This is a genomic window from Nocardiopsis trehalosi NBRC 14201 (genome assembly GCF_001552555.1).
GTDB classification, from domain to species: domain Bacteria; phylum Actinomycetota; class Actinomycetes; order Streptosporangiales; family Streptosporangiaceae; genus Nocardiopsis_B; species Nocardiopsis_B trehalosi.
This window is the reverse complement of record NZ_BCRK01000107.1, coordinates 1-21,307: the sequence shown is the minus strand read 5'-3', so window position 1 is coordinate 21,307 and position 21,307 is coordinate 1. Positions and strand designations below refer to the sequence as shown.

The following is a 21,307-nucleotide window of genomic DNA, read 5'->3' as shown; positions in this document are numbered from 1 at the left end:
GCCGCGGCCGACCCGCCGCGCCGCTCCCACCGCGCCGCGCCGGGCGGCCCCGATCCCGACGACCCCGACGATCCCGACGGCGGCGATCCCGACGACGCCGCCCCCGCGCGCGGCAGGGGCCACCGCGGGCGCGGCACCCGCGGCCGCGCCGCCCCCCGCCGCTCCGGCGGCGGCCGCACCCGCACCATCGCGGTGGTCGCGGTCGTCTGCGTGGTGGTCGCGGGCGCCGGCTTCGCCGGGCGCCAGTACCTCTTCCCGCCCGACCACGAAGGCCCCGGCACCGGCGAGGTCGAGGTGACCGTCGAGCCGGGCGCCAGCGGCTCCGCCGTCGCCGACCAGCTCGTCGAGCAGGGCGTGGTGGCGAGCTCCGGCGCGTTCCTGGACGCCCTCGGCGACCACGGCGGCGCGGTCACCCCCGGCACCTACAACCTGCGGCGGGAGATGAGCGGCGAGGCCGCCGTCGCCCTGCTGTTCGACGCCGACGCGCGCGTCGGCACGCGCGTCACCATCCGCGAGGGGCTGCGCTCCAGCGAGATCCTGGAGCTGCTGTCCACCGAGGGCGGGCTGCCGATGGACGAGCTGGAGGCCGCCTACGCGGACACCGACGCGCTGGGGCTGCCCGAGTACGCCGACGGCAACCCCGAGGGCTACCTGTTCCCCGACACCTACACGATCTCGCCCGGCGACACCGCCCCGGACGTCCTCCAGCGCATGGTCGCCCGGTACGACCAGGCGGCCGAGTCCACCGACCTGGAGGCGCGTTCCGGCGAGCACGACCTCACCGCCGACGAGGTCATGGCGATCGCCGCCATCGTGCAGGCCGAGTCCGGCAGCGCCGAGGACATGCCCAAGGTCAGCCGCGTCGTCTACAACCGGCTGGACGAGGGCATGGAGCTGGGCATGGACAGCACGTGCTTCTACGTGATCGGCGAGTACGGCATCGCGCTGACCGACGACCAGCTCGCGGCGTGCAAGGCGGCCGACAGCGACTACGCCACCTACGGCCGCACCGGCCTGCCCTCCGGGCCGATCGTCAGCCCGGGCGAGCAGGCCATCGAGGCCGCGCTGGAGCCCGCCGACGGGGAATGGCTGTACTTCGTCGCCACCGACCCCGAGAACGGGGTCACCGAGTTCGCCGACACCTACCCCGAGTTCGAGCAGCTCAAGGCCGAGTTCGAGGCCAACCGGGGGGACCTCTGATGCGCGCCGCCGTCCTGGGCTCACCCGTCGCCCACTCGCTGTCGCCGGTGCTGCACACCGCCGCCTACACCGAGCTCGGGCTGGCGGGGGAGTGGCGCTACGACCGCGTCGAGTGCGACGAGGCCGCCCTGCCCGGGTTCCTCGCCGGACGCGACGCCACCTGGGCCGGGCTGTCGCTGACCATGCCCCTCAAGCGCATGGCGCTGGAACTGGCCGACTCCGCCGACACCGCCGCCCGCGAGGTCGGCGGCGCCAACACGCTGGTGCTCCGCGGCGGCCTGCGGCGGGCCCACAACACCGACGTGGCCGGCATCGTCGCCGCCCTGCGTGAGGCCGGCGTCGACCACGTGCGCACGGCGGCCGTGCTGGGCGGTGGGGCGACCGCCGCCTCGGCGCTGGCCGCGCTGCGCGAGCTGGGCGCCGACGCCCCCGGCGCCGTGACCGTGCTCGCGCGCGACCCCGCCCGCGCCGGCGGGGCGCTGGCGGCGGCCGAGCGCATGGGGTTGCGCGTCGAGGCGGCGCCGCTCGCCGGGATCGCCGACCGGCTCGACGTCGACCTCGTCGTGTCCACGCTCCCGCCCCGGGCAGCCGACCCCTACGCCGACGTGCTCGCCGCGAGCCGCGCCGCCTACTTCGACGTCGTCTACAGCCCGTGGCCGACGGCGGCGGCCACCGCGGTGGCCGCCGCAGGGCGGACCGCGGTCGGCGGGTTCCCGATGCTGCTGCACCAGGCGGCGGCCCAGGTGGAGCTGATGACCGGGGCGGGCCCGGCGCCGGTCGAGGCCATGCGCCGCGCGGGTGAGGCGGAGCTGCGCCGCCGCTCCGACGCGGGGGAGTAGCGCCGCCCCGGGCGGCGCCGCCGACCTGCGGGGTGGTGTCCGCCGGCGGGCCCGCGGTCCGCATCCGGTGGCGCATTTCGGTGGTAGAGTGATGTCCTGACCTGATCCGGCGCGGCATGCGCCGGACACGTAAGCGGAGGCGGTCCCTCCCACCTGCCGGGTTCCACCCGTGTAGGTCCCGGTCGACGACGTGCTCGTCGTCGCCGTCCCTCATCGGACGGCGGTGCGCGCGGCGGGGGCAGCGCCCTCGCCCCGTCGGCGTATTCCGGTGGATCACCCCGCTTGCACACAGCTGGCGGGGTTTTCGCGTTCCGGGCCCACGGGACCGGGCGGGCCCCCCACACACGAGCGACACGACAAAGCTAGGGAGGGGTCCCATCACCGCAGAGCCCCGCATCAACGACCGCATCCGGGTGAACGAGGTCCGACTCGTCGGCCCCAACGGGGAGCAGGTCGGCATCGTCCCGGTGCAGGACGCGCTGCGTCTTGCGCAGGAGTCCGACCTCGACCTCGTCGAGGTGGCGCCGACCGCCCGCCCGCCGGTCGCCAAGCTGATGGACTACGGCAAGTTCAAGTACGAGTCCGCGGTCAAGGCACGCGAGTCGCGCAAGAACCAGTCGAACACGATCATCAAGGAGATCAAGCTCCGCCCGAAGATCGACCCGCACGACTACGAGACCAAGAAGGGTCACGTGGTGCGGTTCCTCAAGGGCGGCGACAAGGTCAAGGTGACGATCATGTTCCGCGGCCGCGAGCAGTCCCGCCCCGAGCTGGGGCGCCGGCTGCTGGCCCGACTGGCCGAGGACGTGCAGGACCTGGGCGCGGTCGAGTCCCAGCCCAAGCAGGACGGCCGCAACATGGTCATGGTGATCGGCCCGCACAAGCGCCGGTCGGAGCACAAGGCCGAGGCCCGCGCCGCGGCCGAGAGCGCCCGGCCCCGGCGCGACGAGCGCGAGCAGGAGCAGGCCGGCCAGGGCGGCTGACCCACCGCCGCCCGGTCCGCCGGGACGCGGACGACGCCGCCGCGGGACCTCGCCGGAACCGCGGCGGCGCCCGCAGGCGTGCGCCGAACCCGCGCGCAGCGCACAGCAGACACGCGCCACCGATGCCCCGGTGGCGCGCCGAGTGAGTAGGAGACGCGGCGACATGCCGAAGAACAAGTCCCACAGTGGTGCCAGCAAGCGATTCCGCGTGACCGGCTCCGGCAAGATCATGCGCCGCCGCGCCAACAAGAACCACCTGCTGGAGCACAAGCCCACCAAGCGGACCCGCCGCCTCACCGGCGACGTCCCGCTCGCGAAGGCCGACGCCAAGATGATCAAGAAGCTGCTCGGCTAGCCGCCGTCCCCCCAGTCCCGCGTCCTCCGGCCGCGCCGCGCCCCGAACGGGCCGCGCGCCCCGTTCGGGTGGACGCCTCCGATCCGCACGGCCCCCCGGTCCCCCCGGGCGGGCCGCCCGGTGCCGCGGAGTCCGCGCACCGGCTACCCATGAGGGAGTTCCTGTGGCACGCGTGAAGCGGTCTGTCAACGCCAAGAAGAAGCGCCGGGTCGTCCTCGAGCGCGCCAGCGGCTACCGCGGCCAGCGCTCGCGGCTGTACCGCAAGGCCAAGGAGCAGATGCTCCACTCGATGACCTACGCCTACCGGGACCGCAAGGACCGCAAGGGCCAGTTCCGCCGGCTGTGGATCCAGCGCATCAACGCCGGTGCCCGCGCCAACGGCCTGACCTACAACCGGTTCATGCAGGGCCTGAAGGCCAGCGGCATCGAGATCGACCGCCGCATGCTCGCCGAGATGGCGGTCAACGACGAGGCGTCCTTCGCCGCGCTGGTCGAGACCGCGAAGAAGGCGATCCCGGCGCCGTCGCAGGCCGCGGCCTAGCACACCGATGGCGAGCCACGAGTTCACGAGTATCCGGTCGCCCCGTATCAAGGGGGCTCGTCGGCTCGCCAAACGCGCCTTCCGGCGGCGCGAGAAGCGCTTTCTCGCCGAAGGCCCGCAGGCCGTGCGCGAGGCGCTCGCCGCGCCCCGGGGCGTCGTCCACGAGGTGTACGCCACCTCCGAGGCGATGCAGCGGCACACCGACCTGCGCGACGCCGCCTACGCGCGGGCCGTCCCGGTCCACCGGGTCAGCCTCGACGTCATGGCCGAGCTCGCGCAGACGGTCACCCCGCAGGGGGTCCTCGCCGTCTGCGACTTCGTGGACGTGCCGCTCTCCGAGGTCGGCCCCGTCCGGCTCGCGGTCGTGCTGTCGCACGTCCGCGACCCGGGCAACGCCGGGACGGTCCTGCGCACCGCCGACGCCGCGGGCGCCGACGTCGTCGTCTTCACCGACGCCTCCGTCGACCCCTACAACGGCAAGTGCGTGCGTGCCTCGGCCGGCAGCCTCTTCCACCTGCCCGTCGTGGTCGACGTCCCGATCGCGGCGGCGATCGACCACCTGCGCGCCGCGGGCGCCCGGGTGTTCGCCGCCGACGGGCGCGGCGACCGCGACCTGCACGCCGCCGCCGACGCCGGTGCCCTCGACTCCACCGTCGCCTGGGTGTTCGGCAACGAGGCGTGGGGCCTGCCCGCCGAAACGGTCGCGCTGACCGACGGCGCCGTGAGCGTCCCCATCTTCGGCGCCGCCGAGAGCCTCAACCTGGCCACCGCCGCCGCGGTCTGCCTCTACACCACGGCGCGCCAGCAGCGAGCCTGACCCGCCCGCCATGCGCGAGACGGGTCGCGACCCGCGACGCGGATAGCGCGGCCCCGCACGCTGGTCCCCGCCGCGCCCGCGCGGCGTCCTGCCGCGCCGCCACCGGCGCCGAGCGGACGCGCGGGTTGCCCGGACACCCTCGGTTGCCGATACGCTCGTGCTCTCATCGGCATGCCGCGGCGCCGGCCCGCGCGTTCGGGCGCCCCCGCTCGTCGCTGCGGAGCGTAGCGGAGGAGTTCGGCGGGTAATGATCTCCCCGTGGTGCGGGGCGACGCGCCGCCGGGCCCCGCGACCGGCGCTACCGCACGCCGGCGGGCGCGGGCACATGAGGCGTGGGGAGGCGGTCGTGGGTGGCGACCAGGCGGGGGAGCGGGACGGCGGTCCCCGGGGCGGCGGCGACCCTGTCGCGGCCGACGACCTGCCCGACGGCGTGGTCGTCGCCGACCGCGCCGGGCGGGTGACCGTCTTCAACCGCATGGCCGCACGGCTGTCGGGCGTGCCCGCGGGCGCCGCGCTGGGCCGCGACTTCCGCGACGTGCTGCCGCTGCACGACGCCGACGGCCGCGACTGGTGGAAGTCCACCGACCCCTACGGCGGGCTGCGCATCCGCACCCGCCAGCCCGAGCGCTCGCTCTTCCTCGCCGACGGCCGCGAGGTCCTGATGGCCGCCCGCTACGTGCGCGCCGAACCCCTGGGCGACGTCGACCGCCTCGTCGTCACACTGCGCGACGCCTCGCACCGGGCGCGCGGCGAGCGCAGCCGCGCCGACCTCGTGTCGACCGTCGCCCACGAGCTGCGCTCCCCGCTGACCAGCGTCAAGGGGTTCACCGCCACCCTGCTCGCCAAGTGGGACCGGCTCACCGACAAGCAGAAGATCTTCATGCTGGAGACCGTCAACGCCGACGCCGACCGGGTCACCCGGTTGATCACCGAGCTGCTCAGCGTGTCGCGGATCGAATCGGGGCGGCTGGAGATCCGCCGCCAACTGGTCGACCTGCCCGACCTCGCCCGCCGGCTGGTGGCCGGGCGGGTGGCGGCGGGCGAGGCCCAGGACCGCTACCGGCTGGAGGTGCACGGCCCGCTTCCGGACATGTGGCTCGACGCGGACAAGATCGAGCAGATCATGGCGAACCTGGTGGAAAACGCGGTGCGGCACGGCGCTGGTACTGTCACCATTGTGATCGAGCCCTACGAGGGGGGAGCAGCCGTGTCGGTGCGCGACGAAGGCAAGGGCATCGCGCCCGAAGCCGTGCCGCGCGTCTTCCGCCGGTTCTGGCGCACGCGGCGCCGCGGCGGCACCGGCCTCGGACTGTTCATCGTCAAGGGCCTGATCGAGGCCCACGGCGGAGCGATCACGGTCGGCCGCGCCCCCAGCGGTGGCGCGGAGTTCCGATTTACCGTGCCCGCCGGCACCCCCGACTTCGCCTGAGCGGAGCCGGACCGGACGCGGCGGGCGGCACCTCCAGCTTCCCTGTCGGCTTTGCGCCCGCGTCCGCGCGGGCCCGTGACGGCCGCCCCGCCCGCATGGGCGAGGGCGGCGAGGCGAACATGTCTGCACCCAACAACTCATACGATCCGGTCGAAGTGACCGCGCTGCATCCGGACGAGGTCGCCCGCATGCGCGACGAGGCGCTCGCCGCCATCGCCGCCGCGGCCTCCCTGGACGAGCTCAAGGAGGTCCGCCTGGCGCACGCCGGCGACCGGTCCCCGCTCGCGCTGGCCAACCGCGAGATCGGGGCGCTGCCCCCGGCCGCCAAGGCCGACGCCGGCAAGCGCGTCGGCGGCGCCCGCCGCGAGGTCGGCGAGGCCGTCAAGGCCCGCCAGGCCGCCCTGGAGGAGGAGCGCGACGCCCGCGTCCTCGTCGAGGAGGCCGTCGACGTCACCCTGCCCTGGGACCGCGCGCCGCGCGGCGCGCGCCACCCGCTCACCACCATCGCCGAGCGGATGACCGACATCTTCGTCGGCATGGGCTTCGAGGTGGCCGAGGGCCCCGAGGTCGAGGCCGAGTGGTTCAACTTCGACGCGCTCAACTTCCTGCCCGACCACCCGGCGCGCACCATGCAGGACACCTTCTTCGTGGAGGCCCCCTCCGGCGGCGAGTCCGGCCTGGTCCTGCGCACCCACACCTCCCCGGTGCAGGTGCGGGCCCTGCTCGACCGCGACCTGCCGGTCTACGTGGTGGCCCCGGGCCGCACGTTCCGCACCGACGAGCTGGACGCCACCCACAGCCCCGTGTTCCACCAGCTCGAAGGGCTCGTGGTGGATGAGGGCATCACGCTGGCGCACCTGCGCGGCGCCATCACCGCGTTCGTCCAGGGCATGTTCGGCAGCGGCCTGCGCACCCGGTTCCGGCCGTCCTACTTCCCCTTCACCGAGCCGTCGGCCGAAGTCGACATGGAGTGCTTCGTGTGCCGGGGCGCGTCGGTGGGCCGCCCCGAGGCCCCGTGCCGCACCTGCTCCTCGGAGGGCTGGATCGAGATCGGCGGCTGCGGCGTGGTCAACCCGCGCGTGCTCACCGCGGCCGGCGTCGACACCGACCGCTACAGCGGCTGGGCCTTCGGGTTGGGCGTCGAGCGCACCCTGATGTTCGCCCGCGGGGTGAAGGACATGCGCGACATGGTCGAGGGCGACGTCCGCTTCGCCTCGGCGTTCGAGAGGGAGATCTGATGCGCGTCCCCGTTTCCTGGCTCCGCGAGTACGTCGACCTGCCCGACGGCGTCACCGCCCGCCGCCTCGCCGCCGACCTCATCGCCGTCGGCCTGGAGGTCGAGACCGTCGACGAGCTCGGCGCCGACATCAGCGGCCCCATCGTGGTGGGCCGGGTCGCCGCCATCGAGGAGCTGACCGGCTTCAAGAAGCCCATCCGCTACTGCACGGTCGACGTCGGCACCGCCAACGGCACCGGCGCGCCCCAGGGCATCATCTGCGGCGCCCGCAACTTCACCGAGGGCGACCTGGTCGTGGTGTCCCTGCCGGGCGCCGTGCTGGCCGGCGGGTTCGCCATCGGCGAGCGCAAGACCTACGGCCGGATGTCGGCCGGGATGATCTGCTCCGCCACCGAGCTGGGCGTGTGGGAGGACCACGAGGGCATCATCGTGCTGCCGCCCGGCTCCGCCGAGCCCGGCACCGACGCCTACGGGCTCCTCGGGCTGCGCGAGGACGTCCTCGACATCGCGGTCACCCCCGACCGCGGCTACGCGCTGTCGATGCGGGGCGTGGCGCGCGAGGCCGCCGCCGTCTACGGCACCGCCTTCCGCGACCCCGCCGACATCGAGGTCGACGGGCGGCCCGGCGCCGGCCCCGCCGCCTCCGTCGCCGACCCCGGCCTGTGCTCGCGCTACGTGCTGCGCGCGGTGTCCGGGTTCGACCCCGCGGCGCCCACGCCGCCGTGGATGCGGCGGCGCCTGGCGCTGTGCGGGGTGCGGTCGGTCTCGCTGGCCGTCGACGTCACCAACTACGTGATGCTGGAGACCGGCCAGCCGCTGCACGGCTGGGACCGCGCCAAGGTCTCCGGGCCCATCGTGGTGCGGGCCGCGGCCGAGGGCGAGCGGCTGGAGACGCTCGACCACGTCACGCGCGCGCTCGACCCCGACGACATCGTCATCACCGACGCCACCGGCCCGATCAACATCGCCGGGGTCATGGGCGGCCTCGAAACCGAGATCGGCCCCGACACCACCGAGGTGCTGATCGAGGCGGCGCACTTCGCGCCGACCCACCTCGCCCGCACCTCGCGGCGCCACCAGCTGTCGTCGGAGGCGTCCCGCCGCTTCGAGCGGGGCGTCGACTCCGCGATCCAGCCGGCCGCCGCCACCCGCGCCGTCAGGCTGCTCGCCCAGCTGGGCGGCGCCGAGGTCGACCCCGGATACACCGAGGTCGCCGACGCGGGCGCGGCGCCCGCCGCCATCACGATGGCCGCCGCCCACCCCGGCGCGGTCGCGGGCGTGCCCTACGGCCGCGACACCGTGACCGCCCGGCTCCGGCAGATCGGGTGCGCGGTCACCGAGGACGGCGACACGCTGCGCGTGGTCCCGCCCACCTGGCGGCCCGACCTCACCGACCCCAACGACCTCGCCGAGGAGGTCATCCGCTACGAGGGGTACGAGAACATCCCGGCCGTCCCGCCGCGCGCCCCGGCGGGCCGCGGGCTCACCGCCGGGCAGCGGCTGCGCCGCGCCGTCGGCCGCGCCCTGGCCGGCGCCGGCTACACCGAGGCGCTGACCTACCCGTTCACGGGCCCCCGCGACCTCGACGGCCTGCACCTCCCGGCCGACGACGCCCGCCGCGGCGCGCTGCGGCTGGCCAACCCGCTCAACGACGACGAGCCGCTGCTGCGCACCACGCTGCTGCCCGGGCTGCTCAAGGCCCTGGTCCGCAACGTCGGCCGGGGCAACGCCGACGCCGCCCTGTTCGAGATCGGCCTGGTCTTCCTGCCCCGGCCGGGCGCGCCCGAGCGGGCCCCGCTACCGCCCGTCGACCGCGGGCCCACCGAGGAGGAGCTGGCGGCGCTGCGGGCGGCCCTGCCCGACCAGCCGCGCCGGGTCGGCGCGGTCCTCGCGGGCGCCCGCGAGCGCTCCGGCTGGTGGGGGAGCGGCCGCGCGGCGACGTGGGCCGACGCCATCGAGGCGGCCCGCGTGGTCGCCCGCGCCGCCGGCGCCGAACTCGTGGTGCGCGCCGACCGGCGCGAGCCCTGGCACCCGGGGCGCTGCGCCGCCCTGTACCTGGCGGGCGACGGCGGCGAGCGCCTGGTGGGCCACGCCGGCGAGCTGCACCCGCGCGTCGTGCAGGCCTACGGGCTGCCGGCCCGCACCGCGGCGATGGAGCTCGACCTCGACCCGATCGAGGCCGCGCTGGCCCCCGCCACCGCCCCCGACGTCTCCACCTACCCGGTCGCCGTGCAGGACGTGGCGCTGGTGGTCGGCCCCGGGACCGCGGCGAGCGATGTCGAGGGCGCGCTGCGCGCCGGGGCGGGCGACCTGCTGGAGGACGTCCGGCTGTTCGACGTCTACAGCGGCGAGCAGGTGGGCGAGGGGCGCCGGTCGCTCGCCTACAGCCTGCGCTTCCGCGCCCCCGACCGCACGCTGACGGCCGAGGAGATCACGGCGGCCCGCGACGCCGCCGTGGCCGCCGCGGCCGAGCGCACCGGGGCGGTGCTGCGCGGCTGAGCGCCGCGCCGCCCCGGCGGCCCCGCCACCCCCGCTCCGCGCGGAGGGCGGCGGGGCCGCGTCCGTTTCGCGACTTTTTTCCGGCTGATTTCGCCTGGTAGCGCGGTGTTTCGCGGCCCCGGTGCGGGGGTACCGCGAATGACCCGTGTAAATCCGGGGATGAATCCTTGTTTCGTCTCTTGAACCCGGTGCCTTCCCCGATTTAGCCTGCGGGTACCTGCCGCGATCCGGAGTCGCCGGAACACTCGCGGGACAGCTGTTTCCCACGGCTTTTCTCTGCTGCGCTGCCTGCGCACACCACGGCTCGGAGGTCGCTCATGACCGAAACAGTGGTTTCGTATGCCCGCACACCGGCCGACGAGGCGGAACCCGGCCGCCTCTGGCACACCTTCTGCGATATGAACACCGTGGCCAAGGGCCCGGAGTTCGTGGTCGCCAAGGCCGAGGGCGCCTGGCTGTGGGACGACAACGGGGATCGCTACCTCGACGGCACCGCCAGCCTCTGGTACTGCAACGTCGGCCACGGCCGCACCGAGATCGCCGACGCGGTCCACCGCCAGATCACCACCCTCGACGCGTTCACCGTCTACGGCGACTTCGCCAACGGCCCCGCCCTGGAGCTGAGCGAGCGCCTGGCCGCCCACGCCCCCGTGGCCGACCCGCGGGTCATCCTCACCTGCGGCGGCGGCGAGTCCATCGAGACCGCCGCCAAGCTGGCCCGCGCCTACTGGGCCGCGCTGGGCAGCCCGCGCAAGACCCACCTGATCAGCCGCACCGGCGGCTACCACGGGCTGCACGGCATCGGCACCAGCATCGCCGGCATGGACAAGTTCCGCGCCGGGTTCGGCCCCCTGGTCACCGCCAACTCGGTCGTCCCGCACGACTCCGCCGAGGCCCTGGAGCGCGAGATCCTCCGCCTGGGGGCCGACAACGTCGCGGCGTTCTTCGCCGAGCCGGTCATCGGCTCCGGAGGCGTCCACGCCCCCGGGCCCGACTACTTCCCCCGCGTCGCCGAGATCTGCCGCCGCCACGGCGTGCTGTTCGTCGTCGACAGCGTCATCTGCGCGTTCGCCCGCATGGGCAACTGGTTCGGCATCGAGCGGTTCGGGGTGTGCCCCGACATGATCGTGTTCGCCAAGGGGGTCACCAGCGGGTACCTGCCCCTGGGCGGCGTCATCACCAGCGGCGAGGTCGCCGACCCGTTCTGGAACCGGCCGGGCAACCCGTTCCACCACGGCACCACCTACGCCGGCCACCCGACCTGCTGCGCCGCCGCGCTGGCCAACCTGGACATCCTGGAGCGCGAGGACCTGTTCACCGTGGCGCTGGAGGTCGAGTCGCACCTGGACGCCGCCGTGCGCACCCTCGCCGACCACCCGCTGGTGCGCGAGGTGCGCTCGGGCACGGGGGTCATGGCGGCGGTGGAGCTCACCGACGACGCGCTGGGCCGCCGCGGCATCACCACCGCGGAGGTCTTCGCCGAAGCGCGGGCGCGCGGGGTCGTCCTGCGGGCGGTCCCGACCTCGCTGCTGATGTCGCCGCCGCTCATCATCACCTGGGAGCAGATCGACCACCTGGTCTCCACGCTCCGCGCCGCGCTCGACGCGGTGGCCGCGCGCCACCCCGAGTAGCCGGCCGCGCGGGGGCGGGGCACGTGCCCGCCCCGCCCCCGTACCCCGTCCCCGCCCCTGCCCCCGCGCCGGACCCGCCCCCGCCGCCCCGCCCCGGCGGATGTTTCGCCAGGAAGATATTTCGCGCGTATCATCATGGGGCAGGACGTGTGGGGGGCGAGGGGACATGGCGGAGCGCGCGGCGACGGTGCCGCAGGCCGTTGGCGACGACGAACTCATCACCGCGTGGGGGCTGCTCATCGAGTCGGTCGGCACCACCGGTCCGCTGCTGCTGCGCGGGGTCGACCCCGGCGGCGGCGACATGTCCGGGCCGTGGTTCGAGGTCCTGATCCGCCTCCAGCGCTCACCCGACCACCGGCTGCCCATGAGCCGCCTGGCCCGCGAGGTCAGCCTCAGCAGCGGCGGGTTCACCAAGCTGGCGGACCGCATGGAGCGCGCCGGCTACCTCACCCGCCAGGACTGCCCCTCCGACCGCCGCGTGGTCTACGCGGCGCTCACCCTCGAGGGCCTGGAGTTCGCCGAGCGGGCGCGCGCCCGGCACGTGGCGCTCCTGCGCGAGCACGTCCTGGGCCCCCTCGGCCCCGACGGCCTGCGCCGCCTGGCCGACCTCGCCCGGGTCCTCCGCGACACCTCCGCCGCCGCCGGAGGGGTCGCGGGCGGCTCTCCCGGCGGCGCCTGAGGCCGCTCGACCCCGCAACCCCGGAGCCACGCGAATCGGGACGAATGACCCCCGGTAGCCTTGGCGGTCGCACGACCAGTCCGAGCAGTACGGGGGAGCGGGTCCCATGAAGTTCTTCGCCAGCGCGGCCGAGATGCGCGCGGTGCCGCGATCGGCGGAGTTCCGCAACGGCGGCGTCGCGTTCTGGTACCGCGCCGACGGCCTGCCCGAGCGCCGCCCCGCGCTCCCCGGCTCCGCCGACTACGACGTGTGCGTCGTCGGCGCCGGGTACACCGGGCTGTGGACCGCGTACTACCTGAAGAAGGCGCGGCCGGACATCCGCGTCGCCGTCCTGGAGCGCGAGTTCGCCGGCTTCGGCGCCTCCGGCCGCAACGGCGGCCGGCTCTCCGCCGAGTTCCCCGGCCCGCGCGAGGCCCCGGCCGACGCGCACGGCAAGGGCGGCATGATCGCCCTCCAGCGCGCCATGATGCGCTCGGTCGACGAGGTCGTCTCCGTCGCCGCCGCCGAGGGCATCGACGCCGACATCGCCAAGGGCGGCCTGCGCGTGGTCGCCACCAACCCCGCGCAGCGCACCCGGCTGCTGGAGCGCGTCCGCCACCTCCAGGAGTGGGGCTACTGGCCCGAGGACCTGTACCCCCTCGACCCCTGCCGCGGCCCCCGCCTCCAGGTCGACGGGGCCCTCGCCGCCGCCTTCAGCCCGCACGCGGCACGCGTCCAGCCGGCCCGGCTCGCGGTCGGGCTCGCCCGCGCCGTCGAGGCGCTGGGGGTCGACGTCTTCGAGGGCACCGCCGTCACGCGGATCCGCCCCCGCTCCGGCACCGAGCGCCCGGCCGCGGTCACCGAGCACGGCACCGTCCGCGCCGACCACGTCATCCGCGCCACCGAGGGCTACACCGGCGGCGTGCAGGGCGACCGCCCCGGCTGGCGGCCCGTGACCTCGTCCATGATCGCCACCGAACCCCTCTCCGCCGAGATGTGGGAGCACATCGGCTGGGCCGACCGCGAGGTCCTGACCGACGCCGCCCACGCCCACGTCTACGCCCAGCGCACCGCCGACGACCGCATCGCCATCGGCGGCCGCGGCACGCCCTACCGGCTCGGCGGCGGCCGCGAGGACACCGGCGCCACCCCGCCGCAGACCATCGCCGAACTGTGGCGGGTCCTCGCCCGCCTGTTCCCGGTCGCCGCGTCGGTCCCCGTCGCCCACGCCTGGTCGGGCGTCCTGGGCGTGCCCCGCGACGGCCGCCCCGGCGTCCACCTCGACCCGGAGACCGGCCTGGGCTGGGCCGGCGGCTACGGCGACAGCGGCGTGACCGCCGCCAACCTCGCCGGGCGCACGCTGCGCGACCTGGTGCTGGGCCGGGCCACCGACCTCACCCGGCTGCCGTGGGTGGGGCCCGGCGCCCGCGTCTGGGAGCCCGAACCGCTGCGGTGGGTCGGCGGCCAGGTGGCCAACGGCCTCTACCGGGGCGCCGACCGCCGCGAATCCGACCGGGTGCCGCACACCTCGCGCCTGGCCGGGATCGCCGGGCGCATCGGCGGCGGCCGCGCCACCGGGGCCGCGGACCGCTGAGGCGCGGAGCGCTGGGCCGCGGACACCGGGGGGTGCCGGGCGGCGCACCGCCCGTGGTTGCATAATATTACAGAGGACTGCATGATAGTTCGAAGACGGAGCGGTACGGGGGGAGACCAGGCAATGGGATACACGGCGGCGGTCGCCGGAGCCAGCGGGTACGCGGGCGGAGAACTGCTCCGGCTGCTCCTGGCCCACCCCGACATCGAGATCGGCGCGCTCACCGCCGGCGGCAACGCCGGCACCCGCCTCGGCGACCACCAGCCGCACCTGGTCCCCCTGGCCGACCGGGTCCTCACCGAGACCAGCGCCGACACCCTCGCCGGCCACGACATCGTCTTCCTCGCCTTGCCGCACGGCCGATCCGCCGCCATCGCCGAGCAGCTCGGCGACGCCGCCCTGGTCGTCGACTGCGGCGCCGACTTCCGGCTCGCCGACGCCGACGCCTGGGAGCGGTTCTACGGCACCCCGCACGCCGGCACCTGGCCCTACGGCCTGCCCGAACTGCCCGGCGCCCGCACCGCCCTCGCCGGCGCCCGCCGCATCGCCGTCCCCGGGTGCCACGTCACCACCGCCACCCTCGCGCTCCTCCCCGGCGTCGCCGACGACCTCGTCGAACCCGACCTCACCGTCGTCGCCGTCACCGGCACCTCCGGCGCCGGCCGCGCCCTCAAACCGCACCTCCTCGGCAGCGAGGTCATGGGCTCCGCCGCCCCCTACGGCGTCGGCGGCGCCCACCGGCACAACCCCGAGATCGCGCAGAACCTCTCCGCCGTCGCCCACGGCCCGGTCCGGCTCTCCTTCACCCCCGTCCTCGCCCCCATGTCCCGCGGCATCCTCGCCACCTGCACCGCCCCCCTCAAGCCCGGCACCACCGGCGAGCAGGTCCGCGACGCCTACCGGCGACGATACGAGGCCGAGCCCTACGTGCACCTGCTGCCCGAGGGCACCTGGCCCGCCACCGGCATGACCCTGGGCGCCAACACCGCCCTCGTCCAGGTCACCGTCGACCACGCCGCCCAGCGCATGGTCGCCGTCGCCGCCCTGGACAACCTGACCAAGGGCACAGCGGGAGGCGCCGTGCAGAGCGCCAACATCGCCCTCGGCCTGCCCGAGACCACCGGCCTCCCCCTGACGGGCGTCGCCCCCTAGGGCACACCCCCGAACAGTGAAAGGGCACCACGTGAGTGTCACCGCACCCCGCGGCTTCCGCGCCGCCGGAGTGACCGCCGGCATCAAACCCAGCGGCAACCGCGACGTCGCCGCCGTCATCAACGACGGCCCCTCCCGCGCCGCCGCCGCCGTCTTCACCCGCAACCGCGTCCAGGCCGCCCCCGTCCTGTGGTCGCGCCAGGTGGTCGCCGGCGGCCGCGTCCGCGCCGTCGTCCTCAACGCCGGCAACGCCAACGCCTGCACCGGCGCGCCGGGCTTCCAGGACGCCCACGCCACCGCCGAACGCGCCGCCGCCGCCCTCGACGACTCCGCCGGCGAGATCGTCGTCTGCTCCACCGGCCTCATCGGCGAGCGCCTGCCCCTACCGCGCCTCCTCGACGGCGTCGACACCGCCATCGCCGAGGCCCGCCGCGACGGCGGACTCGACGCCGCCGACGCCATCCGCACCACCGACACCGTCGCCAAGATCGCCTTCCGGCGCGGCGACGGCTACACCATCGGCGGCATGGCCAAGGGCGCCGGCATGCTCGCCCCCGCCCTCGCCACCATGCTCGCCGTCGTCACCACCGACGCCGACCTCACCGCCGAGCAGTGCGACCGGCTGCTGCGCGCCGCCACCGCCACCACCTTCGAGCGCGTCGACGCCGACGGCTGCCTGTCCACCAACGACACCGTCGTCCTCATGGCCTCCGGCGCCGCCGGCACCACCCCCGACGAGGCCGCGTTCGGCGCCCTGCTCACCGAGGTCTGCGCCGACCTCGCCCGCCAGCTCGTCGCGGACGCCGAAGGTGCCACCAAGTCCATCGCCATCGAGGTCGTCGGCGCCGCCGACGAGGCCGACGCCGTCGAGGTCGGCCGCGCCGTCGCCCGCAACAACCTCGTCAAGTGCGCCATGTTCGGCAACGACCCCAACTGGGGGCGCGTGCTGGCCGCCGTCGGCACCACCGACGCCGCCTTCGAACCCGACCAGCTCAACGTCGCCATCAACGGGGTGTGGATCTGCCGCCGCGGCGCCGTCGGCGACGACCGCTCCAAGGTCGACCTCACCGGCCGCGACGTCACCGTCACCGTCGACCTGTCCGCCGGCAGCGCCGCCGCCACCGTATGGACCACCGACCTCACCGTCGACTACGTACACGAGAACTCGGCCTACAGCACATGAACTCACGCTCCCAGGCACTCCACAAGGCCAACACCCTCATCGAGGCGCTGCCCTGGCTCAGCCGCTTCCACGGCCGCACCGTCGTCGTGAAGTACGGCGGCAACGCCATGACCGACCCCGCCCTGCAGACCCGCTTCGCCGAGAACATCGTGTTCCTCCGCTACGCCGGGCTGCGCCCCGTCGTCGTGCACGGCGGCGGCCCCCAGATCAACGCCCACCTCGACCGGCTCGGCGTGGAGTCCTCGTTCGCCGCCGGGCTGCGGGTGACCACCCCCGAGACCATGGACGTCGTCCGCATGGTCCTCGTCGGCCAGGTCAACCGGAACATCGTCGGCCTCATCAACGCCCACGGCCCCTTCGCCGTCGGCATCTCCGGCGAGGACGCCCACCTGTTCACCGCCGAACGCAAACCCGCCGTCGTCGACGGCGTCCCCGTCGACATCGGGCTCGTCGGCGAGGTCGTCGACGTCCAGCCCGGCGTCATCGAGACCCTCCTGGACGACGGCCGCATCCCGGTCGTCTCCAGCATCGCCCGCTCCGACGACGGCGTGTACAACGTCAACGCCGACACCGCCGCCGCCGCGCTCGCCGTCGGCCTGCGCGCCGCCAAGCTCATGATGCTCACCGACGTCGAAGGCCTCTACGCCGACTACCCCGACTGCACCGAGCTGATCAGCCGCCTCACCGCCGGCGAGCTGGAGGCCCTCCTGCCCGACCTCTCCGCCGGCATGGTCCCCAAGATGGAGGCGTGCCTGCGCGCCGTGCGCGGCGGCGTCCCCCAGGCGCACGTGCTCGACGGCCGCACCCCCGACTCCATGCTGCTGGAGGTCTTCACCAACGACGGCATCGGCACCATGGTCGTCGCCGAGGCCGACACCCCCACCGACCCCGTCGCCCTCGCCACCGGGGAGGGCGCGTGACCGCCACCGCCGACCTCCAGGCGCGCTTCGACGCCGCCCTCATGCCCAACTACGGCACCCCGCCCATCGCCCTCGTCCGCGGCGAGGGCCGCCGGGTCTGGGACGCCGACGGCCGCTCCTACCTCGACCTCGTCGCCGGCATCGCCGTCTCCGCCCTCGGCCACGGCCACCCGGCGCTCACCGCCGCCGTCGCCGACCAGGCCGCCGCGCTCGCCCACACCAGCAACCTCTACCTCCACCCCCGCGAGGTCGAACTCGCCGAACGCCTCATCGGACTCCTCGGCGCCGAACCCGGCGGCGACGCCCGCGTCTTCTTCGCCAACTCCGGCACCGAGGCCAACGAGGCCGCGCTGAAGATCGTCAAGCGCGCCGCCGGCCCCGGCCGCGGCCGCATCGTCTCCACCGCCAACGCCTTCCACGGCCGCACCTCCGGCGCCCTCGCCGTCACCGGCAAGGCCGCCATCCGCGAACCCTTCGGCCCGTTCGGCATGGACGTCGTCTTCGTCCCTTACGGCGACGCCGACGCCCTCCGCGCCGCCGTCGACACCACCTGCACCGCCGTGTTCGTCGAACCCGTCCAGGGCGAGGCCGGCATCGTCACCGCCCCCGACGGCTACCTGCGCGAGGTCCGCGCCGCCTGCGACGCCGCGGGCGCCGCGTTCGTCCTCGACGAGATCCAGAGCGGCATCGGCCGCACCGGCCACTGGTTCGCCCACCAGGCCGCCGGGGTCCGCCCCGACGTCCTCACCCTCGCCAAGGGCCTCGGCGGCGGCCTGCCCATCGGCGCCGCCGTCGGCTTCGGCCGCTACGCCACCGCCCTGGCGAAGGGCGACCACGGCTCCACCTTCGGCGGCAACCCCGTCGCCTGCGCCGCCGCCCTCGCCGTCCTCGACACCATCGAGACCCAGGGGCTCCTCGCCAACGCCGCCGACCTCGGCGCCCTGCTCGCCGACGGCATCACCGCCGCCGGCCACCCCCTCGTCGCCGGGGTGCGCGGCACCGGACTGTGGCGCGGCGTCGTCCTCACCGCCCCCGCCGCCGGCGCCGTCCAGACCGCCGCGGCCGCCCACGGGTTCCTGGTCAACGCCGTCGCCCCCGACGTCATCCGCCTCGCACCGCCCCTGACCATCACCCGCGACGAGATCCAGGCGTTCACCGCCGCCCTGCCCGCCATCCTCGACGACACCGACCGGGAGACGCCATGAGCCCCACCGGGCCCGCCCCCGTCCGGCACTTCCTCCGCGACGACGACCTCACCCCCGCGGAGCAGGCCGAGATCCTCGACCTCGCCGACGCCATGAAGAAGGACCCCTACGCCCACCGGCCCCTGGAGGGCCCGCGCACCGTCGCCCTGCTCTTCGACAAGCCCTCCACCCGCACCCGCGTCTCCTTCGCCGTCGGCGTCTCCGACCTCGGCGGCCACCCGCTCGTCCTCGACGCCCAGGGCAGCCAGATGGGCCGCGGCGAACCCGTCGAGGACACCGCCCGCGTCCTCGGCCGGCACGTCGCCGCCGTCGTCTGGCGCACCTTCGGCCAGGACCGCGTCGAGGCCATGGCCGCCACCGCCGGGGTCCCCGTCGTCAACGCCCTCACCGACCGGTTCCACCCCTGCCAGATCCTCGCCGACCTGCAGACCGTCCGCGAGCGCAAGGGCGCCCTCGCCGGCCTCACCCTCGCCTACTTCGGCGACGGCGCCAACAACATGGCCCACTCCTACCTCCTCGGCGGGGCCCTCGCCGGCCTGCACGTCCGCGTCGCCGCCCCCGAGGGCTACCGCCCCGACACCGACGTCCTGGACCGCGCCGCCGAGATCGCCGCCGCCACCGGCGGCTCCGTCACCGTCACGGGCGACCCCGCGGCCGCCGCCGACGGCGCCGACGTCCTCGCCACCGACGCCTGGGTCTCCATGGGCCAGGAGGGCGAGGCCGGCGAGCGCGACACGCCCTTCCGGCCCTACACCGTCGACGACGCCCTCGTCGCCGCCGCCGCGCCCGACGCGATCGTCCTGCACTGCCTGCCCGCCCACCGCGGCGAGGAGATCACCGCCGCCGTGCTCGACGGGCCGCAGAGCGCCGTGTGGGACCAGGCCGAGAACCGGCGGCACGCGCAGAAGGCCGTCCTCGCCTTCCTGCTCCGCTCCGCCGCGCCCGGCGGCCCGGGAGGGGACGAGCGGCGATGACCGCCGACGGTGCCGGTTCCACCCCGATGACCAAGGCCGCCCGCCACGCCCGCATCACCGAGGCCCTCACCCGCAACGACGTCCGCTCGCAGGGCGAGCTGGCCCGGCTGCTCGGCGACAGCGGCGTCCAGGTCACCCAGGCCACCCTCTCCCGCGACCTGGACGAACTCGGGGCCGTCAAACTCCGCACCGTCGACGGCAGCCTCGTCTACGTGCTGCCCGGCGAGGGCGGGGAGCGCCTCCAGCGCGCCCGCCCCGACACCCTCGACCTCGCCCAGGCGTCCTCCGCCCGCCTCACCCGGCTGGCGGAGGACCTCCTGGTCTCGGCCGAGGCGTCCGCCAACATGGTCATCGTCCGCACCCCGCCCGGCGCCGCCCAGTTCCTCGCCTCGGCCATCGACCACACCGACTTCCACGCCATCCTCGGCACCATCGCCGGGGACGACACCATCCTGGTCATCTCCCGCGACCCCCAGGGCGGCGAGGACCTGGCGTCGGCGCTGCTGCGGCTGGCCGACCGGCGCCCGTGACACCCGCCGGCCCCGGCCGGCACCCCCCACCCGATCCACCCGACCGACACCGAAACCGACACCGACAAGGACCACCGTGGCTGACGAGCGCGACACCCAGGTCACCCGGCTGTGGGGCGGCCGCTTCGCAGGCGGCCCCGCCGAGGCCCTCGCCCGGCTCTCGCTGAGCACCCACTTCGACTGGCGGCTCGCCCGCCACGACATCGCCGGGTCCCGCGCCCACGCCCGCGTCCTGCACGGCGCCGGCCTCCTCACCGCCACCGAACTCGCCGACACCCTCGCCGGGCTCGACCGGCTGGAGGCCGACGTCGAATCGGGCGCCTTCACCCCCGTCCCCGCCGACGAGGACGTGCACACCGCCCTGGAACGCGGCTTCATCGAACGCGTCGGCCCCGACCTCGGCGGCCGGCTCCGCGCCGGACGCTCCCGCAACGACCAGATCGCCACCCTGGTCCGCATGTACCTGCGCGAGCAGGCCCGCGCCGTCGCCGGCGGCATCCTCGACCTGGTCGACGCCCTCGCCGACCAGGCCGCCGCCCACCCCGACACCGCCATGCCCGGCCGCACCCACCTCCAGCACGCCCAGCCCGTGCTGCTCGCCCACCACCTGCTCGCGCACGCCTGGCCGCTGCTGCGCGACGTCGAGCGCCTCCGCGACTGGGACCGCCGCGCCGCCGTCTCCGCCTACGGCTCCGGCGCCCTCGCCGGGTCCTCCCTCGGCCTCGACCCCGAGGCCGTCGCCGCCGACCTCGGCTTCCCCGCCGCCGCCGAGAACTCCATCGACGGCACCGCCGCCCGCGACACCGTCGCCGAGTTCGCGTTCGTCGCCGCCATGACCGGGGTCGACCTGTCCCGGCTGGCCGAGGAGGTCATCCTCTGGGCCACCAAGGAGTTCTCCTTCGTCACCCTGGACGACGCGTTCTCCACCGGCTCCTCGATCATGCCGCAGAAGAAGAACCCCGACATCGCCGAACTCGCCCGCGGCAAGGCCGGCCGCCTCGTCGGCGACCTCACCGGGCTCCTCACCACCCTCAAGGGCCTGCCCCTCGCCTACAACCGCGACCTCCAGGAGGACAAGGAGCCGGTCTTCGACGCGGTCGACACGCTCGACCTGCTGCTGCCCGCCTTCACCGGGATGGTCGCCACCCTCACCTTCCACGGCGAGCGCATGGCCGAACTCGCCCCGCAGGGGTTCTCCCTCGCCACCGACATCGCCGAATGGCTGGTCCGGCGCCGGGTGCCCTTCCGCGAGGCGCACGAGATCGCCGGGGCCTGCGTGCGCGCCTGCGAGGAGCGCGGCATCGACCTGCCCGACCTCACCGACGCCGACCTCGCCGCCCTCTCCCCGCACCTCGACCCGTCGGTGCGCGAGGTCCTCACCGTCGCCGGATCGCTGGCCTCCCGCGCGGCCAAGGGCGGCACCGCCCCCGTCCGCGTCGCCGAGCAGCTGGACCGGGTGCGCGCCGCCGCCGCCGGGCACCGCGCCTTCGCCGCCGAACGCCTCGGCTGACCCCGCTCCGCCCCGCACCGGGCCCGCCCCCCGTCCCCGGGGGGCGGGCC

General features: G+C 75.3%; 19 protein-coding genes. All 19 read left to right on the top strand.

Annotation, left to right across the window (positions count from 1 at the left end):
• Positions 1 to 1,200 (top strand): endolytic transglycosylase MltG (gene mltG / locus NT8_RS18140; protein WP_157515876.1); only part of this gene is annotated, 1,200 nt, incomplete at its 5' end.
• Complete coding sequence (locus NT8_RS18135) at positions 1,200 to 2,039, top strand: shikimate dehydrogenase (protein ID WP_067970980.1); 840 nt, start codon at positions 1,200 to 1,202, stop codon at positions 2,037 to 2,039. The genes mltG and NT8_RS18135, both read left to right, overlap by 1 nt.
• Positions 2,040 to 2,416: 377 nt before the next feature.
• Positions 2,417 to 3,022 (top strand): translation initiation factor IF-3, encoded by a 606-nt coding sequence (infC, locus tag NT8_RS18130; protein ID WP_084469060.1) that lies wholly within the window; start codon positions 2,417 to 2,419, stop codon positions 3,020 to 3,022.
• 163 nt (positions 3,023 to 3,185) lie between these two features.
• Positions 3,186 to 3,377, top strand: a complete 192-nt coding sequence (gene rpmI, locus NT8_RS18125) for a 50S ribosomal protein L35 (RefSeq protein ID WP_067970976.1) — start codon at positions 3,186 to 3,188, stop codon at positions 3,375 to 3,377.
• 163 nt (positions 3,378 to 3,540) lie between these two features.
• On the top strand, positions 3,541 to 3,918 hold the full coding sequence (gene rplT, locus NT8_RS18120; protein WP_067970974.1) for a 50S ribosomal protein L20: 378 nt from the start codon (positions 3,541 to 3,543) through the stop codon (positions 3,916 to 3,918).
• Between the two features lie 7 nt (positions 3,919 to 3,925).
• A complete protein-coding gene (locus NT8_RS18115; RefSeq protein WP_067970972.1) occupies positions 3,926 to 4,735 on the top strand; it encodes a TrmH family RNA methyltransferase in 810 nt (269 codons plus the stop codon).
• Between the two features lie 325 nt (positions 4,736 to 5,060).
• On the top strand, positions 5,061 to 6,164 hold the full coding sequence (locus NT8_RS18110) for a sensor histidine kinase (RefSeq protein WP_067970985.1): 1,104 nt from the start codon (positions 5,061 to 5,063) through the stop codon (positions 6,162 to 6,164).
• A gap of 119 nt (positions 6,165 to 6,283) precedes the next feature.
• Positions 6,284 to 7,402, top strand: coding sequence for a phenylalanine--tRNA ligase subunit alpha (pheS, locus tag NT8_RS18105; RefSeq protein ID WP_067970983.1), 1,119 nt, complete (start codon positions 6,284 to 6,286; stop codon positions 7,400 to 7,402).
• On the top strand, positions 7,402 to 9,900 hold the full coding sequence (gene pheT / locus NT8_RS18100) for a phenylalanine--tRNA ligase subunit beta (protein WP_067970970.1): 2,499 nt from the start codon (positions 7,402 to 7,404) through the stop codon (positions 9,898 to 9,900). Before pheS ends, pheT begins: the two co-directional genes overlap by 1 nt.
• A 398-nt stretch (positions 9,901 to 10,298) precedes the next feature.
• A complete protein-coding gene (locus NT8_RS18095) occupies positions 10,299 to 11,531 on the top strand; it encodes an aminotransferase family protein (protein ID WP_067970968.1) in 1,233 nt (410 codons plus the stop codon).
• A gap of 166 nt (positions 11,532 to 11,697) precedes the next feature.
• On the top strand, positions 11,698 to 12,210 hold the full coding sequence (locus NT8_RS18090; RefSeq protein ID WP_067970966.1) for a MarR family winged helix-turn-helix transcriptional regulator: 513 nt from the start codon (positions 11,698 to 11,700) through the stop codon (positions 12,208 to 12,210).
• Positions 12,211 to 12,316: 106 nt separating this feature from the next.
• Entirely contained in the window at positions 12,317 to 13,783 is a 1,467-nt protein-coding gene (locus NT8_RS18085) for an NAD(P)/FAD-dependent oxidoreductase (RefSeq protein ID WP_067970964.1), read from the top strand.
• 123 nt (positions 13,784 to 13,906) lie between these two features.
• Positions 13,907 to 14,935, top strand: coding sequence for an N-acetyl-gamma-glutamyl-phosphate reductase (gene argC / locus NT8_RS18080; RefSeq protein ID WP_067970962.1), 1,029 nt, complete (start codon positions 13,907 to 13,909; stop codon positions 14,933 to 14,935).
• Between the two features lie 31 nt (positions 14,936 to 14,966).
• Entirely contained in the window at positions 14,967 to 16,118 is a 1,152-nt protein-coding gene (gene argJ, locus NT8_RS18075; RefSeq protein WP_067970960.1) for a bifunctional glutamate N-acetyltransferase/amino-acid acetyltransferase ArgJ, read from the top strand.
• Positions 16,115 to 17,038, top strand: coding sequence for an acetylglutamate kinase (argB, locus tag NT8_RS18070; protein ID WP_067970958.1), 924 nt, complete (start codon positions 16,115 to 16,117; stop codon positions 17,036 to 17,038). Before argJ ends, argB begins: the two co-directional genes overlap by 4 nt.
• On the top strand, positions 17,035 to 18,243 hold the full coding sequence (locus tag NT8_RS18065) for an acetylornithine transaminase (RefSeq protein ID WP_067970957.1): 1,209 nt from the start codon (positions 17,035 to 17,037) through the stop codon (positions 18,241 to 18,243). The genes argB and NT8_RS18065 overlap by 4 nt, the downstream gene beginning before the upstream one ends.
• Entirely contained in the window at positions 18,240 to 19,217 is a 978-nt protein-coding gene (gene argF / locus NT8_RS18060; RefSeq protein WP_067970955.1) for an ornithine carbamoyltransferase, read from the top strand. The genes NT8_RS18065 and argF overlap by 4 nt, the downstream gene beginning before the upstream one ends.
• Positions 19,214 to 19,747: an arginine repressor gene (locus tag NT8_RS18055; protein WP_067970953.1), complete on the top strand. Its 534-nt coding sequence runs from the start codon at positions 19,214 to 19,216 to the stop codon at positions 19,745 to 19,747. Before argF ends, NT8_RS18055 begins: the two co-directional genes overlap by 4 nt.
• A gap of 76 nt (positions 19,748 to 19,823) precedes the next feature.
• A complete protein-coding gene (gene argH, locus NT8_RS18050) occupies positions 19,824 to 21,257 on the top strand; it encodes an argininosuccinate lyase (RefSeq protein WP_067970951.1) in 1,434 nt (477 codons plus the stop codon).
• Positions 21,258 to 21,307: the final 50 nt, after the last annotated feature.

Coding starts and splice junctions, on each gene's coding strand:
- NT8_RS18135 (WP_067970980.1), top strand. CDS start 1,200: ATGCGCGCCGCCGTCCTGGGCTCACCCGTCGCCCACTCGCTGTCGCCG.
- rpmI (WP_067970976.1), top strand. CDS start 3,186: ATGCCGAAGAACAAGTCCCACAGTGGTGCCAGCAAGCGATTCCGCGTG.
- NT8_RS18115 (WP_067970972.1), top strand. CDS start 3,926: ATGGCGAGCCACGAGTTCACGAGTATCCGGTCGCCCCGTATCAAGGGG.
- NT8_RS18110 (WP_067970985.1), top strand. CDS start 5,061: ATGAGGCGTGGGGAGGCGGTCGTGGGTGGCGACCAGGCGGGGGAGCGG.
- pheS (WP_067970983.1), top strand. CDS start 6,284: ATGTCTGCACCCAACAACTCATACGATCCGGTCGAAGTGACCGCGCTG.
- pheT (WP_067970970.1), top strand. CDS start 7,402: ATGCGCGTCCCCGTTTCCTGGCTCCGCGAGTACGTCGACCTGCCCGAC.
- NT8_RS18095 (WP_067970968.1), top strand. CDS start 10,299: ATGAACACCGTGGCCAAGGGCCCGGAGTTCGTGGTCGCCAAGGCCGAG.
- NT8_RS18090 (WP_067970966.1), top strand. CDS start 11,698: ATGGCGGAGCGCGCGGCGACGGTGCCGCAGGCCGTTGGCGACGACGAA.
- NT8_RS18085 (WP_067970964.1), top strand. CDS start 12,317: ATGAAGTTCTTCGCCAGCGCGGCCGAGATGCGCGCGGTGCCGCGATCG.
- argC (WP_067970962.1), top strand. CDS start 13,907: ATGGGATACACGGCGGCGGTCGCCGGAGCCAGCGGGTACGCGGGCGGA.
- argB (WP_067970958.1), top strand. CDS start 16,115: ATGAACTCACGCTCCCAGGCACTCCACAAGGCCAACACCCTCATCGAG.
- argF (WP_067970955.1), top strand. CDS start 18,240: ATGAGCCCCACCGGGCCCGCCCCCGTCCGGCACTTCCTCCGCGACGAC.
- NT8_RS18055 (WP_067970953.1), top strand. CDS start 19,214: ATGACCGCCGACGGTGCCGGTTCCACCCCGATGACCAAGGCCGCCCGC.